The organism is Ramlibacter montanisoli (assembly GCF_013087525.1).
In the GTDB taxonomy this organism is placed as follows: domain Bacteria; phylum Pseudomonadota; class Gammaproteobacteria; order Burkholderiales; family Burkholderiaceae_C; genus Ramlibacter; species Ramlibacter montanisoli.
Genome location: NZ_JABFCS010000001.1, coordinates 3,536,818 through 3,550,701, shown reverse-complemented (window position 1 = coordinate 3,550,701; position 13,884 = coordinate 3,536,818). Strand labels below are relative to the sequence as shown.

Below are 13,884 nucleotides of genomic sequence, written 5' to 3'. Positions count from 1 at the left end.
GGGACTCCCGGGGCGTCAGTGCAGCACGCGGCGCGTGCCGTCGTCCAGGGCGAAGGCGGGGATGTCCACCTCGAAGCGCTCTCCGTCCTCCGCCACGCAGAAGTAGGTCCCCTGCATGGTCCCGCTGGCGGTGCGCAGGCGGCAGCCGCTGGTGTATTCGAAGGACTCGCCGGGCTTGAGCAGCGGCTGGTGGCCGACCACCCCGAGGCCCTTGACCTCCTCGACCTCGCCAAGCTCGTTGGTGATGATCCAGTGGCGGGAAATCAGCTGGGCCGGCACCTCGCCGGTGTTGCGGATGGTGATGGTGTAGGCGAAGCTCCAGAGGCCCTGCGTCGAATGCTCGGGCAGGTATTGCGGCTGAACTTGCACCTCGAAGGCGTAGCGGGGCATGGGGCGAATGCTAAACCCGGCAGGACCCGGCCGGGGCGTTTGCGACAATCCCGCCATGAGCACGCGCACCTACCGCATCGCCCCGTCCATCCTGTCCGCCGATTTCGCCCGCCTGGGCGAGGAGGTCCGCAACGTCATCGCCGCCGGCGCCGACTGGATCCACTTCGACGTGATGGACAACCATTACGTGCCCAACCTGACCTTCGGCCCGATGATCTGCTCGGCGCTGAAGCCGCACGCGAAGAAGCCGGACGGCACGCCGGTGCCGATCGACGTGCACCTGATGGTGCAGCCGGTCGATGCGCTGGCCCAGGCCTTCGCCGAGGCCGGCGCCGACTACATCAGCTTCCACCCCGACGCGTCGGCGCACGTGCACCGCAGCGTCCAGGCGATCAAGGCGGCGGGCTGCAAGGCGGGCCTGACCTTCAATCCGGCGGCGCCGCTGGATGTGCTGGACTGGGTGATCGACGACATCGACCTGGTGCTGGTCATGAGCGTGAATCCGGGCTTCGGCGGCCAGGGCTTCATCGACTCGGCGCTGCGCAAGATCGAGCACGCGCGCAAGCGCATCGACGCGAGCGGCCGCGACATCCGCCTGGAAGTCGACGGCGGAGTGAAGACGGACAACATCGCGCGCATCGCGGCCGCCGGTGCCGACACCTTCGTGGCCGGCAGCGCGATCTTCGGCAAGCCCGATTACAGGGGCGTCATCGACGCGATGCGCACGCAGCTGCGCGGCTAGCAACCCGCGCGGCTAGCGCCGCTGCCGGCTGTTCGCCTTTTCGACGGGGGCAGGCTCGCTGGCTTGCTGCACGCGGTGGTAGGTCGCGTCCATCTCCTGCGCCTTGCTGGTGTCCTGCTGGCCTTCCATCACGTCGTCGTGCGCCATCTCGCCCAGGCGGCGCGCCTGCGGGTTGGCGCCGGCCTGGCTGTCGGCGGATTCGTCGCGCTCGTTGGGCGTGCGTGCCTTGGGCAACTGCTTGTCTCCCTGCGCGGTGATGGTGTTGCCTTCCGAGGGCCGCGGCGCCTCGTCGTGCCGCTCTTCCTGCATGCGTTTGCTCATCGCGTTCTCCTGAGGCAGCCATGGTGCGCCGGACCCTGTGCCACGACAGTAGGACGGTGCCGCGCCAGCCAGCCGGATACCCATGCCACTGTGGGAAAGCGCCTACGGGGGTGACGGCTTCGCCCCACAAACGCGCCCGCTGAAGGGCTACGGTTCATGCGGCTGAGGCTTGCTCCAATGCGGAACCGCAAAGAATGCCAAGGGAGACGTGGATGGAGATCGCACCTGTGATTCCGGATTGGCTGACGTTGATCGCCGCGGGCGTCGTGGGCCTCGTCGCCCTGGGCGCCCTGGCGCGCGGCCTCGAGGCCGTGTTCGACCTGGATCCGAGCTGAACCCCTGCCGCACAGCCATGGCGCCGCCGGCGCCGGTTCCCCGTTCCCCGACCGGCTGACAAGAAAACAGGAGTGATCGATGGCCTCTTCCCGCTCGGAGGGCTCACGCAAAGCAAAAGCCGGCGACCCGGTCGCCAACCGCCAGAAACAGCTCGAAGCCTTCACGCAGGGACCTGAAAGCCTGCTCACCACCAACCAGGGGGTGGTGCTGCCCGACAACCACAACTCGCTCAAGGCGGGCCTGCGCGGCCCGAGCCTGCTGCAGGACTTCGTGCTGCGCGAGAAGCTGACCCACTTCGACCACGAGCGCATTCCCGAACGCGTGGTCTATGCGCGCGGTGCCGCCGCCCACGGTTACTTCGAACTCACGCGACCGCTGGTGGAGTACACCAAGGCCGACTTCCTGCAGGAAGTGGGCGGCCGCACGCCGGTGTTCGTGCGCTTTTCCAACTTCATCGGCTCGCAGGGCTCGGCGGACACGGTGCGCGACGTGCGCGGCTTCGCCGTCAAGTTCTACACGCGCGAAGGCAACTACGACCTCGTGGGCAGCAACATGCCGGTGTTCTTCGTGCAGGACGCGATGAAGCTGCCGGACCTGGTGCACGCGATGAAGCCCGAGCCGCACCACGGCATGCCGCAGGCCTCCAGCGCGCACGACACCTTCTGGGACTTCATGTCGCTGATGCCCGAGAGCTCGCACATGCTCATGTGGCTGATGTCGGACCGCGCGCTGCCGCGCAGCTACCGGATGATGGAGGGCTTCGGCGTCCACACCTTCCGGCTGGTGAACGCCCGCGGCGTGTCGCACTTCGTGAAGTTCCACTGGCGCCCCAAGCTGGGCAAGCACGCGCTGGCCTGGGACGAGGCGCAGAAGATCGCCGGCAAGGACCCCGACTTCCATCGCCGTGACCTGTGGGAGGCGATCGAGCGTGGCGACTTCCCGGAATGGGAGCTGGGCCTGCAGGTCCTCGACGAGGAGCGCGCCGAGAAACTGGGCTTCGACCTGCTGGATCCCACCAAGCTGCTGCCCGAGGAAGTGGTGCCCATCACGCCCTGCGGCCGGCTGGTGCTGAACCGCAACCCGGAGAACCACTTCGCGGAGTGCGAGCAGGTCGCCTTCCACCCCGGCAACATCGTGCCGGGCATCGACTTCAGCAACGACCCGCTGCTTCAGGGCCGGTTGTTCTCGTACAGCGATGCGCAGCTCGCACGCCTGGGCGGTCCGAACCACCACGAGCTGCCGATCAACCGCGGCGTGTGCCCGGTGCACAACTTCCAGCGTGACGGCCGCCATCGCACGGGCATCGCCCGGGGCCGCGTCTCGTACGAGCCGAACACGCTGGCCAACGGATCCGAATTCCGGGTGGACGGCGGCGAGCAGGGATTCTCGACCTTCGAGGAAAACCTGGAGTCGCCCAAGATCCGCCGGCGCAGCACCAGCTTCGACGACCACTTCGCGCAGGCCACGCTGTTCTGGAACAGCCAGAGCACCTGCGAGAAGGAACACATCATCTCGGCCTTCCAGTACGAACTGTCGCGGGTGGAGACGCCGGCGATCCGGCAGCGCGTGGTCGACAACCTGGCGCATGTCGATGCCAGGCTGGCGCGCAAGGTCGCCGAGCCGCTGGGCATCGGCCCGCCGGATGCGAAGTCCGCGGCCGGCCAGGCGGGATTTCGCGAACCGCGCGGCAAGCCGGGCATCGAATCGGCGCCGTCCCTCAGCATGGAGCCCACCGGCAACACCATCCAGACCCGCCGCGTGGCGATCGTGATGGGCGCCGGCGTGGAGCTGGGCGCCTTCAAGGTGATCCAGCAGGCATTGCTGGACGCCGGCGCCATCACCAAGGTGGTCGCCGGCCACCTGGGCTTCGTCACCTCCTCGTCGGGCCAGCAGGTGCCGGTGGACCATACCTTCCAGAACATGCCCTCGGTCACCTTCGATGCCGTGCTGGTGCCCGGCGGCGCGGCGGCCGCGCAGGCGCTGCTGAAGAACGGCGACGCGGTGCACTTCGTGCTGGAGGCCTTCAAGCACTGCAAGCCCCTGTGCATCATCGGCGAGTCGGTGGAGATCCTGCGCTCGGTCGGCATCGCCCAGCCGGACGCGGCCGTGCCGGCCGGCGTGGTGATCGGCACCAACGAGCCGACCACCCGCCTGCAGATGGCGCAGGACTTCATCGCCGCCATCGCGAAGCACAGGCATTGGGCGCGCGCCATGGTCGAGCAGGTGCCCGCCTGAACGCGGGCGGGCAGCCCGCTGGCGTGTAGGACAAACCCCACGCGGCGATGTCGGATCGGCCGACTGCGGGCTGGGGCGCCGCCACGTTCAATCGGGGAGTGGCTGGCGTGCGCCGGCCTGTTGTTCCACGTCCCAGGAGTTCCGATGGCATCGATCGACCAGCGCAGCAGCCAACCCGTGTGGAGTGCCGGGCGCAGCTTCACTTCCGCAGACCCGGAACGCCATTGCGAAGTCGTCGGCTACGTTCGCGACACCATCCAGACCGCACCCGCCTCCCGCGGCAGCACCGAGCGTGCGACCCGCACCACCCGGTTCGACTGGATGCGCGTTCAGGCCGACCGCGACAGCGCCACTTTCGAAGGCAGCAGCAGCCGCCGCAGCCGCTGAAGCTTCCGTCACCCCGCGAAGCCAGGGCCCTTGCCCTGGCTTTTCTTTGGGCGGCGCCGGTATGCTCGCCGCATGCCTGTCGCATTGCCCGGCCCGCTGCACGCGGCCATCATCGACCTGGACGGCACGCTGGTCGACACCCTCGGGGACTTCAGCGCGGCCCTGAACCAGATGCTGCGCGCGCTCGGCCTGCCTTCCGTGCAGACGCCGGTGGTCGCGGGCTTCATCGGCAAGGGTTCGGAGCACCTCATCCAGGCCACGCTGGCGCACGTCGGCGCCTCGCCTGACCTCTATGCCCGGGCGTGGGACAGTTACCAGGACGCCTACCGCGGCCTCAACGGCCGCTGGGCCCGCGTCTACCCCGGCGTGCTGGAAGGCGTGGCGGGCCTGCGCGGGGCCGGCCTGCGGCTGGCCTGCCTGACCAACAAGCCGGGCGAATTCGCCCGCGAGCTGCTGGCCGCCAAGGGGCTGGCGCAGGATTTCGAACGGGTGTTCGGCGGCGACGCCTTCGAGCGCAAGAAGCCGGATCCGCTGCCCGTGCGCAAGACCTGCGAAGCGCTGGGCATCGCGCCCGCCCGCACCCTGGTGGTCGGCGACTCGCGCAACGACGCAGCGGCGGCCCGCGCCGCCGGCTGCCCGGTGGTGCTGGTCACCTACGGCTACAACCACGGCGAGCCGGTGCGCGCCGTGCAGGCCGATGCTTATGTCGAGTCGCTGGCGGAGATCCCCCGCTGCTGCGCCCCTGAATCAGGCCTGCCGGCCCAGCAGGCTGTCCTTCAGCTTCCAGTCCGCCGGCACCGGGCCCAGCCAGATGCGCATCAGCGCATTGAAGAACTCGGGCTCCCTGAAGGGCTCGCCCTGCTGGACGCCGCGCACGGAAACGACGGTGCCGGTGCCGGGAATCCAGTCCAACGCGAATTCGTCGCCGGCCTGCAGGCGCTTGTGGTCCGTGAAGATCTGGCTCATGCGCATCAGGCCCGGGATCAGCTTGGACATTGCCGCCCGGTCCATGTTGTCCTCCACGCCGCGCACGAACAGCTTGCCGAGCTCGCCGGCGTCGATCTCGCGCAGCATGGTGACGGTCAGGCGCTTGGCGCCCGGCAGGCCGAGCGCGTCCTCGGGCGTTCCGGCCTTTTTCGGCAAGTAGAGGCCGGCGGCATAGACCTTGAAAGGCCCCTTGTAGCGGATGCCCGCGCCATTCAGGCGCAGCTTCTGGCCGGCCAGGACGGCGGACTCGTCGTACCGGATGCCTGACACGGTGGTCTGGGCGGGGCTGGCCAGCGGCAGGATGCAGGCGGCTGCCAGCAGGGCGGCGCGGAGGGTGGTTCGCAAAGCTTGTCTCCTCAAAAGGAACGGTCGTTCTTTTTTCTCCCAGGGCGCGGATTGTGGGCGACCCGGCGGCCTGCGTGCTGTCGTTTGTGCGTCTGGCGGGGGTACTTTTTGAAGTTGACGACTCGGCCCAAATGCGTTTGCTACACTGGCCCCATGTTCATCCACCGCACGATGATCACAGGTTGCAGCGACCGGGGAGCCTGGCCCTGGCGCAAGCCTGTCCAAGTGCGTTCCTGACCGCACGGGGCCTTCCCGTGCCCCCGCGCCTCGTTCCGAGGCACAGTCCCGATTCCCGCGGCATGACCATCGCCGCCGAGCTTGTGGAGGCTCACCCTTGATCACCGAACTGGAATTCAAGAGCCTTGCTTTGCAGGGCTACAACCGCATCCCGCTGATCGCCGAGGCGTTCGCGGACCTCGAAACCCCGCTCTCCCTGTACCTGAAGCTGGCGCACGCCAGGGGCGGCGGCAAGCTCATTCCTGCTGGAGTCGGTCGTCGGCGGCGAGCGCTTCGGCCGCTACAGCTTCATCGGCCTGCCTGCACGCACGCTGTTGCGCGCCAGCGGCTTCGGTGCCGACGCGAAGACCGAGGTGGTCACCGACGGCCAGGTCGTGGAGACCGCCGCCGGCAACCCGCTGGACTTCGTGGAGGCTTACCAGAAGCGCTTCAAGGTGGCGCTGCGCCCGGGGCTGCCGCGCTTTTGCGGCGGGCTGGCCGGCTACTTCGGCTACGACACGGTGCGCTACATCGAGAAGAAGCTGGAGAAGACCTGCCCGCCGGACACCCTGGGCACGCCCGACATCCTGCTGCTGCAGTGCGAGGAGCTGGCGGTCATCGACAACCTCTCGGGCAAGCTGTACCTCATCGTCTATGTCGACCCGGGCAAGCCCGAGGCCTATGGCGCGGGCAAGCGCCGGCTGCGCGAACTGAAGGACCAGCTGAAGTACTCGGTGACCGCGCCGGTGGTGCGGCAGACCGAGACCTTCCCCGCGGAACGCGAGTTCGCCAAGGCGGACTACCTGAAGGCGGTGGAGCGGGCCAAGGAGCTGATCGCGGCCGGCGACTTCATGCAGGTGCAGGTGGGCCAGCGCATCAAGAAGCGCTATACCGAGTCGCCGCTGTCGCTGTACCGCGCGCTGCGCTCGCTCAATCCCAGCCCCTACATGTATTTCTACAACTTCACCGGTGCCACGGCCGACGGGCGCGACTTCCATGTCGTGGGCGCGTCGCCGGAAATCCTGGTGCGCCACGAGCAGACGCCGGAGGGCCACAAGGTCACGATCCGCCCGCTGGCCGGGACGCGGCCGCGCGGCGCGACGCCGGAGGTGGACAAGGCGGTGGAGCGGGAGCTGCTGGGCGACGCCAAAGAGCGCGCTGAGCACGTGATGCTGATCGACCTGGCGCGCAACGACATCGGCCGCATCGCGAAGACCGGTTCGGTGAAGGTGACCGAGGCCTTCGTGGTGGAACGCTACAGCCACGTGATGCACATCGTGAGCAACGTCGAGGGCCTGCTCAAGGAAGGCATGACCAACATGGACGTGCTCAAGGCGACCTTCCCGGCCGGCACGCTGACCGGCGCGCCCAAGGTGCACGCGATGGAACTCATCGACCAGCTGGAGCCGAACAAGCGGGGCATCTACGGCGGCGCCTGCGGCTACCTCAGTTACGCAGGCGACATGGACGTGGCCATCGCCATCCGCACCGGCATCATCAAGGACCAGACGCTGTACGTGCAGGCGGCCGCCGGCGTGGTCGCCGATTCGGTGCCGGAGCTGGAATGGAAGGAAACCGAAGCCAAGGCGCGCGCGCTGATGCGCGCATCCGAGGTGGTCGAGGAGGGCCTGGAATGAAACTCCTCATGGTCGACAACTACGACAGCTTCACCTTCAACCTGGTGCAGTATTTCGGCGAGCTCGGTGCCGCCGTCGAGGTGCACCGCAACGACGAGATCACCATCGCGGAGATCGCAGCGAAGAAGCCCGACCGGCTGGTGATCTCCCCGGCCCGTGCTCGCCAGCCGAAGCCGGCATCTCGGTGGAGGCGATCCGCCATTTCGCCGGCAAGCTGCCGATCCTGGGCGTGTGCCTGGGGCACCAGGCGATCGGCGCGGCCTTCGGCGGCCGGATCGTGCGCGCCCAGCAGCTGATGCACGGCAAGACCAGCGAGATCACCACCACCCGCGAGGGCGTGTTCGCGGGGCTGCCGGAGCACTTCACCGTCAACCGCTATCACTCCCTGGCCATCGAACGCGCGAGCTGCCCGCCGGAACTGAAGGTGACGGCCTGGACGCCCGACGGCGAGATCATGGGCGTGCGCCACGAGACCCTGCCGGTGCAAGGCGTGCAGTTCCACCCGGAGTCCATCCTCACCGAGCATGGACACGCGATGCTGAAGAACTTCCTGGAGCAGAAGCCGTGAAGCCCGTCGACCTGCGCAGCGATACCGTCACCCAGCCCACCGCCGGCATGCGCCGCCATGGCGGCAGCGCCGCTGGGCGACGACGTGTTCGGCGACGATCCGAGCGTCAATGCGCTGCAGGAGAAGATCGCCGCGCTGCTGGGGTTCGAGGCGGCGCTGTTCGTTCCGACCGGCACGCAGAGCAACCTGTGCGGCGTGCTCTCGCATTGCCAGCGCGGCGACGAATACATCGTCGGCCAGATGCAGCACTGCTACCGCTGGGAGGGCGGCGGTGCCGCGGTGTTCGGCAGCGTGCAGCCGCAGCCGCTGGACCACCAGCCGGACGGCAGCCTCGCGCTGGCGCACATCGAGGCCGCCATCAAGCCGGACGATCCGCATTTCGCGCGCTCGCGCCTGCTGGCGCTGGAGAACACGCTGGGCGGCAAGGTGCTGCCCTTCGCCTACCTGCAGCAGGCGACCGCGCTGGCGAAAGCGAAGTGCCTGGCGACCCACCTCGATGGCGCCCGCCTGTTCAATGCCGCGGTGGCGCAGGCGGCCGCCAACGGCAGCGACGCGCGCAGCGAGGCGCGGCGCATCGCCGGCCTGTTCGACAGCGTGTCGGTGTGCTTCAGCAAAGGGCTGGGGGCGCCGGTCGGCTCCGCGCTGTGCGGCTCCAGGGACTTGATCGCCCGCGCGCGCCGCATCCGCAAGATGGCGGGCGGGGCGATGCGGCAGTCCGGCCTGCTGGCCGCGGCGGCCACATACGCGCTCGAACACCAGGTGGAGCGGCTGGCGCAGGATCATGCGCTGGCGCGCCGGCTCGCCGAAGGACTGGCCGGCATCGAGGGACTGCAGGTGGAGCCGCCGCACACCAACATCCTGTTCGTGGAACTGGTGGGTCCCGCACGAGAGCGTTCGGCGGGGCTGCTGCAGCACCTGGCGCAGCAGGGCGTGCTGGCCACCGGCCTGTACCGCCTGCGCTTCGTGACGCACCTCGACGTAGACGCGGCCGGCGTGGATCGCGCCGTCGCGGCCATCCGTTCCTTCTTCCGCACCTGAGGCCGCCATGCCGGATGCGCAGAACCTCGTGCTGTTCATCGCGGCCGGGCTGCTGCTGAATCTCACGCCCGGGCCGGATGTGCTGTACATCGTGAGCAATGCCTTGCGTTCCGGAGCACGCGCCGGTGTGGTCGCGGGGCTGGGCATCACTGCGGGGTGCTTCGTGCACGTGTTTGCGGCCGCGGTGGGGGTCAGCGCCTTGCTGGCGGCGTCGGCGACGGCGTTCACGGTGCTGAAGTGGGTCGGGGCGGCGTACCTGGTGTACGTCGGGGTACGCCTGCTGCTTGCGCGCGTGCCTTCCGTAGGCTGGGGTGAGAGCGAAGCCGAACCCCAGCGCTGGGGTTCACTGCGTTCACCGCCAGCCTACGGGAACCGCTCGCTCCTCGCGGTCTTCCGCGGTGGCTTCCTCACCAACGTCCTCAACCCGAAGGTCGCGATCTTCTTCCTCGCCTTCGTGCCGCAGTTCATCGCGCCCGACACGGAGCACAAGGCGCTGGCCTTCGTGCTGCTCGGGGACGCTCTTCAACGTCAACAGCATCGCCATCAATTCCGGATGGGCCCTCGCCGCCGCCTGGATGGCGCGCCACGGCGCGGTGCAGCGCGGCATGCACTGGCTGGACCGCGTGGCCGGCGCGATGTTCGTCGCGTTCGGGCTGAAGCTCGCCCTGTCCGACAATCCCTCCCGATAAAGACCCAGGAGCCGCCCATGATCACCCCCAGGAAGCGCTGCAGCGCACGATCGAACACCGCGAGATCTTCCACGACGAGATGCTGAAGATCGTGCGGCTGATCATGAGCGGCGAACTCTCGCCCGTGATGACGGCCGCCCTGATCACCGGGCTGCGGGTGAAGAAGGAGACCATCGGCGAGATCACCGCAGCCGCGCAGGTGATGCGCGAGTTCTCCACCAAGGTCCACGTCGCCGACAAGACGCACCTGGTCGACATCGTCGGCACCGGCGGCGACGGCTCGCACACCTTCAACATCTCCACCTGCTCGATGTTCGTGGCGGCCGCGGCCGGCGCGAAGGTGAGCAAGCACGGCGGCCGCAGCGTGTCCAGCAAGAGCGGCAGCGCCGACGTGCTGGAAGCCATGGGGCTGAACATCAACCTGTCGCCGGAGGCGATCGCGCGCTGCATCGAGCAGACCGGCATCGGCTTCATGTTCGCGCCCAACCACCACCCGGCCATGAAGAACGTGGCGCCGGTGCGCAAGGAACTGGGCGTGCGCACGATCTTCAACATCCTCGGCCCGCTGACCAACCCCGCGAGCGCACCCAACATCCTGATGGGCGTGTTCCACCCCGACCTGGTGGGCATCCAGGTGCGGGCGCTGCAGCGGCTGGGTGCCGAGCACGCGCTGGTGGTGTACGGGCGCGACGGCATGGACGAAGTGAGCCTGGGCGCCGCCACGATGGTGGGTGAGCTGAAGAACGGCGAGATCAGCGAGTACGAGATCCATCCCGAGGACTTCGGGCTGCCGATGGCGAGCAACCGCGCCTTCAAGGTGGAGACGCCGCAGGAGTCGCTGGCGCTGATGCGCCAGGTGCTGGACAACCAGGCCGGCGCCGCGCGCGACATCGTGGTGCTGAACGCCGGTGCCGCGCTCTATGCGGCGAACGTCGCGACCGACATCCGCGAAGGGATCGCCAAGGCGCGTAGCGCACTGGAAAGCGGGGCCGCCAAGGCGAAGCTGGAGCAGCTGGTGGTCGCCTCCAAGACGCTGGCGGGCTGAGATGTCGGACATCCTGGACAAGATCGTCGCGGTCAAGCACGAGGAGATCGCGGCCGCCAAGAAGAAGAAATCGCTGGACGCCGTGCGCGAGGACGCCTTCAGCCGCGTGCTCACGCGCGACTTCGAAGGCGCGCTGCGCGCGAAGATCACCGCGGGCCAGCCGGCGGTGATCGCCGAAGTGAAGAAGGCAAGCCCTAGCAAGGGCGTGCTGCGGGCGGACTTCATCCCGGCCGACATCGCGCAAAGCTACGCGGAACACGGCGCGGCGTGCCTGTCCGTGCTGACCGACCGCCAGTTCTTCCAGGGCAGCGCCGACTACCTGAAGCAGGCGCGGGCCTCCTGCGACCTGCCGGTGCTGCGCAAGGACTTCATGGTCGATCCCTACCAGGTGTACGAGGCGCGTTCCATGGGCGCGGACTGCATCCTGCTGATCGCCGCCTGCCTGGCGGACGCGCAGATGGCCGAGCTCGAGGCCCTGGCGCGCAGCATGGACATGGCGGTCCTGGTGGAGGTGCACGATGCCGCGGAATTGCAGCGCGCGCTGAAGCTCAAGACGAAGCTGGTGGGCATCAACAACCGCAACCTGCGCAACTTCGAGGTGAGCCTGGACACGACGCTGGGGATGCTGAAGGACGTGCCGCCCGACCGCCTGCTGGTCACCGAGTCCGGGATCCTCAAGCGCGAGGACGTGCAGCGCATGCGCGCGGCCGGCGTGCACGCCTTCCTGGTGGGCGAAGCCTTCATGCGCGCGGACGATCCGGGCGCGGCGCTCGCCGAGCTGTTCGGCACCTGACGTGGACCGGCTCGCGGAGTGGGCGCCGCAAAGCTGGCCGCTGGCGCCCGGCTGGCGCGGCCCCGTCGAGGAATTCCTGGCCAGCGCCGAAGGTGAGCGGCTCACTGCCTTCCTGCGCGAGCGGCTCGCGGCCGGCGCGGTGATCTACCCGCCGCATCCGCTGCGTGCCCTGAGCTCACGCCCCTGCACTCGGTGCATGCGGTGGTGATCGGGCAGGATCCGTACCACGGCCCGGGACAGGCGGAAGGCCTGGCCTTCTCGGTCGCCGACGGCGTGAAGCACCCACCCTCGCTGAAGAACATCTTCAAGGAAATGGGCTGCAGCCCGCAGAGCGGCTCGCTGGTGGAGTGGGCGCGCCACGGCGTGCTGCTGCTCAACACCTGCCTGACCGTGGAAGACGGCAAGCCTGCGAGCCACGCGAAGAAAGGCTGGGAGGCGCTCACCGACCGGCTGGTTGCGCTGGTCGCCGCCACGGCGTCGCCCTGCGTGTACTTCCTGTGGGGCGCGCACGCGCAGGCCAAGGCGCCGCTGATCGAGGCAACCGCGGCCCGCCATGGACGCGAGGTCCTCATCCTGCAAGCCAACCATCCATCGCCGCTGTCGGCGCGGCGGCCGCCGGTGCCCTTCCTGGGCTGCGGGCATTTCCAGCGCGCGCGCGACTGGCTGGTCCAGCGCGGCGTGCCGGGCGTCTTCTAGACGCGCCGCTGCCGCAGCAGGCGCGCCAGCCAGGGCCGGAAGCCGCGGGCGATCGAGCGCGGCGCCGGCTCCGAGGGAAGCGGCAGTTCCAGGCGCGTGTCGTCAAGATAGTCGCGGCGGATGTCGACGGTCGCGCGATGGCCGATCGCCTGGATGTGCCGTGCGAGCCATTCGGCGCCCGCCTCGCGCCCGGTCTCGAACAGCCGGTTGATCATCGCGCCGTCGGCCGAGGTGCGGCTGGAGGTGGGATAGGCGTCCAGCGCCGGACCGCCCTCCACCCGGTGCACGCGCACGCTCTTGCAGCGCGCATGCGAGACCGCACCGTCGGCGACGAGCCGGTTGACGAAATCGATCGCGCGCATCTGCGTGAGCAGGCTGGCGTTGAAAGTGAGCTCGTTGACCCGGTTGACGATGTCAGCGGAAGTCTTAGGCGTGTCCGCGCGGGCCAGCGGGTTGATCTGCACCAGCATCAGGTCGGCCGTCGCGCACTCCTTGATCAGCGGTGACAGCGCCGGGTTGACCGAGTAGCCCCCGTCCCAGTAGGCCTCGCCGTCGATCTCCACAGCCTGGAACAGCATGGGCAGGCAGGCGGAGGCGAGCACTGCCCGCGCGTCGAGCTGGCGGCCGGTGAACACGACCGCCTTGCCGGTGTTCACGTGCGTCGCGGAGACGAACACCTTCAGTTCGCGCAGGGCTGCCATCGCCTCGAAGTCGATCTCCTCCTCGAGCATCTTGCGCAGCGGATTGATGTCCAGCGGGTTCATCTGGTAGGGCGACAGCACGCCGCGCCACGCGTTGCCGATGAGGTTGCCGGGCGACAGCTCGGGCGGCAGGCCGCCCCAGAGCATCCGGGTGAACTGCTGCTGCAGCGTTCCCAGGCTGCCCAGCGCGCCGACGCGGTGCCAGATCCCGGCGAGCTTCTCGCGGGCGCCCTCGCGCGGGTCGCGTCCGCCGGCCTTGGCCCGCGCCCAGCCGCTGGCCAGCGCGACCGCGTTCACCGCGCCCGCGCTCGTCCCGCTGAGTCCCTCGAATCCGATACGGCCGTCCTCCAGGAGCGCGTCGAGCACGCCCCAGGTGAAAGCGCCGTGCGAGCCACCGCCCTGAAGGGCCAGGTTCACCATGTGCATGGGACCACGGTAGCAACATCCGTGCGCCTGGGTGCGACAACCGAGTGCTGCCGTCAGGCTTGTCTCAGGCCCGCGATCGCACCGTCGCTGACGGCGGTTTCCCTCTGGGGGCGTAGCCCGGGAGGCCGTCCGGCTGTCGGATCGTGCTATAGTCCGAGGTTCCCCGCCGGAGGGGTGCCCGAGTGGCTAAAGGGGGCAGACTGTAAATCTGTTGGCTTACGCCTACGTTGGTTCGAATCCAACCTCCTCCACCAGGCTTCCATCGTTTTTCGGAAGCTCGGCGATGTGTCAGTTGATGAGTTAGTGGCAGCCCAGGGCGCCTGCGTCATTCG

General features: G+C 68.7%; 11 protein-coding genes, 1 tRNA gene and 5 pseudogenes. 13 read left to right on the top strand and 4 right to left on the bottom strand.

Annotation, left to right across the window (positions count from 1 at the left end):
- Window positions 1-15: 15 nt before the first annotated feature.
- Complete coding sequence (apaG, locus tag HK415_RS17590; RefSeq protein WP_171561505.1) at window positions 16-390, bottom strand: Co2+/Mg2+ efflux facilitator ApaG/CorD; 375 nt, start codon at window positions 388-390, stop codon at window positions 16-18.
- Window positions 391-445: 55 nt separating this feature from the next.
- Here apaG and rpe point away from each other — a divergent pair, with 55 nt between their 5' ends.
- Window positions 446-1,132, top strand: a complete 687-nt coding sequence (gene rpe, locus HK415_RS17585; RefSeq protein WP_171561502.1) for a ribulose-phosphate 3-epimerase — start codon at window positions 446-448, stop codon at window positions 1,130-1,132.
- A 12-nt stretch (window positions 1,133-1,144) separates the two neighbouring features.
- Here rpe and HK415_RS17580 read toward each other — a convergent pair whose 3' ends face one another.
- Entirely contained in the window at window positions 1,145-1,453 is a 309-nt protein-coding gene (locus tag HK415_RS17580) for a hypothetical protein (RefSeq protein ID WP_171561500.1), read from the bottom strand.
- A gap of 212 nt (window positions 1,454-1,665) precedes the next feature.
- On the opposite strand from HK415_RS17580, the gene HK415_RS25955 reads away from it, so the two are divergent.
- From HK415_RS25955 to gph, 4 genes and pseudogenes are all read left to right on the top strand, one after another.
- Window positions 1,666-1,788, top strand: coding sequence for a hypothetical protein (locus HK415_RS25955; protein WP_256373063.1), 123 nt, complete (start codon window positions 1,666-1,668; stop codon window positions 1,786-1,788).
- A gap of 79 nt (window positions 1,789-1,867) precedes the next feature.
- A complete protein-coding gene (locus tag HK415_RS17575) occupies window positions 1,868-4,024 on the top strand; it encodes a catalase (RefSeq protein WP_171561498.1) in 2,157 nt (718 codons plus the stop codon).
- 144 nt (window positions 4,025-4,168) lie between these two features.
- On the top strand, window positions 4,169-4,411 hold the full coding sequence (locus HK415_RS17570; protein WP_171561495.1) for a hypothetical protein: 243 nt from the start codon (window positions 4,169-4,171) through the stop codon (window positions 4,409-4,411).
- A 72-nt stretch (window positions 4,412-4,483) separates the two neighbouring features.
- Window positions 4,484-5,137 (top strand): annotated as a pseudogene (gph, locus tag HK415_RS17565) (phosphoglycolate phosphatase); the annotation flags it as partial.
- Window positions 5,138-5,158: 21 nt separating this feature from the next.
- Here the strand turns inward: gph and HK415_RS17560 are convergent.
- Window positions 5,159-5,743, bottom strand: coding sequence for a chalcone isomerase family protein (locus HK415_RS17560; protein WP_171563538.1), 585 nt, complete (start codon window positions 5,741-5,743; stop codon window positions 5,159-5,161).
- 334 nt (window positions 5,744-6,077) lie between these two features.
- On the opposite strand from HK415_RS17560, the pseudogene trpE reads away from it, so the two are divergent.
- The 7 genes and pseudogenes from trpE (at window position 6,078) to HK415_RS17525 (ending at window position 12,425) form a co-directional block, all read left to right on the top strand.
- Window positions 6,078-7,596 (top strand): annotated as a pseudogene (gene trpE / locus HK415_RS17555) (anthranilate synthase component I).
- Window positions 7,593-8,164: pseudogene (locus HK415_RS17550) on the top strand (anthranilate synthase component II). The pseudogenes trpE and HK415_RS17550 overlap by 4 nt, the downstream one beginning before the upstream one ends.
- A 47-nt stretch (window positions 8,165-8,211) precedes the next feature.
- Window positions 8,212-9,202: pseudogene (ltaE, locus tag HK415_RS17545) on the top strand (low-specificity L-threonine aldolase).
- Between the two features lie 7 nt (window positions 9,203-9,209).
- Entirely contained in the window at window positions 9,210-9,977 is a 768-nt protein-coding gene (locus HK415_RS17540; RefSeq protein WP_373684609.1) for a LysE family translocator, read from the top strand.
- On the top strand, window positions 9,971-10,936 hold the full coding sequence (gene trpD, locus HK415_RS17535; RefSeq protein WP_253261938.1) for an anthranilate phosphoribosyltransferase: 966 nt from the start codon (window positions 9,971-9,973) through the stop codon (window positions 10,934-10,936). The genes HK415_RS17540 and trpD overlap by 7 nt, the downstream gene beginning before the upstream one ends.
- A gap of 1 nt (window position 10,937) precedes the next feature.
- A complete protein-coding gene (gene trpC, locus HK415_RS17530) occupies window positions 10,938-11,729 on the top strand; it encodes an indole-3-glycerol phosphate synthase TrpC (protein WP_171561493.1) in 792 nt (263 codons plus the stop codon).
- A 1-nt stretch (window position 11,730) separates the two neighbouring features.
- Window positions 11,731-12,425 (top strand): annotated as a pseudogene (locus tag HK415_RS17525) (uracil-DNA glycosylase).
- On the opposite strand, the gene HK415_RS17520 reads toward HK415_RS17525, so the two are convergent.
- Entirely contained in the window at window positions 12,422-13,552 is a 1,131-nt protein-coding gene (locus HK415_RS17520; protein WP_171561491.1) for a patatin-like phospholipase family protein, read from the bottom strand. The pseudogene HK415_RS17525 and the gene HK415_RS17520 sit on opposite strands and share 4 nt — an antisense overlap.
- A 168-nt stretch (window positions 13,553-13,720) precedes the next feature.
- Here HK415_RS17520 and HK415_RS17515 point away from each other — a divergent pair.
- Window positions 13,721-13,806, top strand: a tRNA-Tyr gene (locus HK415_RS17515).
- Window positions 13,807-13,884: the final 78 nt, after the last annotated feature.

Excerpts from the sequence above, each read along its gene's own strand:
- HK415_RS17520 (WP_171561491.1), bottom strand. The coding sequence starts at position 13,552 with ATGCACATGGTGAACCTGGCCCTTCAGGGCGGTGGCTCGCACGGCGCT.
- HK415_RS25955 (WP_256373063.1), top strand. The coding sequence starts at position 1,666 with ATGGAGATCGCACCTGTGATTCCGGATTGGCTGACGTTGATCGCCGCG.
- HK415_RS17540 (WP_373684609.1), top strand. The coding sequence starts at position 9,210 with ATGCCGGATGCGCAGAACCTCGTGCTGTTCATCGCGGCCGGGCTGCTG.
- apaG (WP_171561505.1), bottom strand. The coding sequence starts at position 390 with ATGCCCCGCTACGCCTTCGAGGTGCAAGTTCAGCCGCAATACCTGCCC.
- HK415_RS17575 (WP_171561498.1), top strand. The coding sequence starts at position 1,868 with ATGGCCTCTTCCCGCTCGGAGGGCTCACGCAAAGCAAAAGCCGGCGAC.
- trpC (WP_171561493.1), top strand. The coding sequence starts at position 10,938 with ATGTCGGACATCCTGGACAAGATCGTCGCGGTCAAGCACGAGGAGATC.
- rpe (WP_171561502.1), top strand. The coding sequence starts at position 446 with ATGAGCACGCGCACCTACCGCATCGCCCCGTCCATCCTGTCCGCCGAT.
- trpD (WP_253261938.1), top strand. The coding sequence starts at position 9,971 with ATGCTGAAGATCGTGCGGCTGATCATGAGCGGCGAACTCTCGCCCGTG.
- HK415_RS17580 (WP_171561500.1), bottom strand. The coding sequence starts at position 1,453 with ATGAGCAAACGCATGCAGGAAGAGCGGCACGACGAGGCGCCGCGGCCC.
- HK415_RS17570 (WP_171561495.1), top strand. The coding sequence starts at position 4,169 with ATGGCATCGATCGACCAGCGCAGCAGCCAACCCGTGTGGAGTGCCGGG.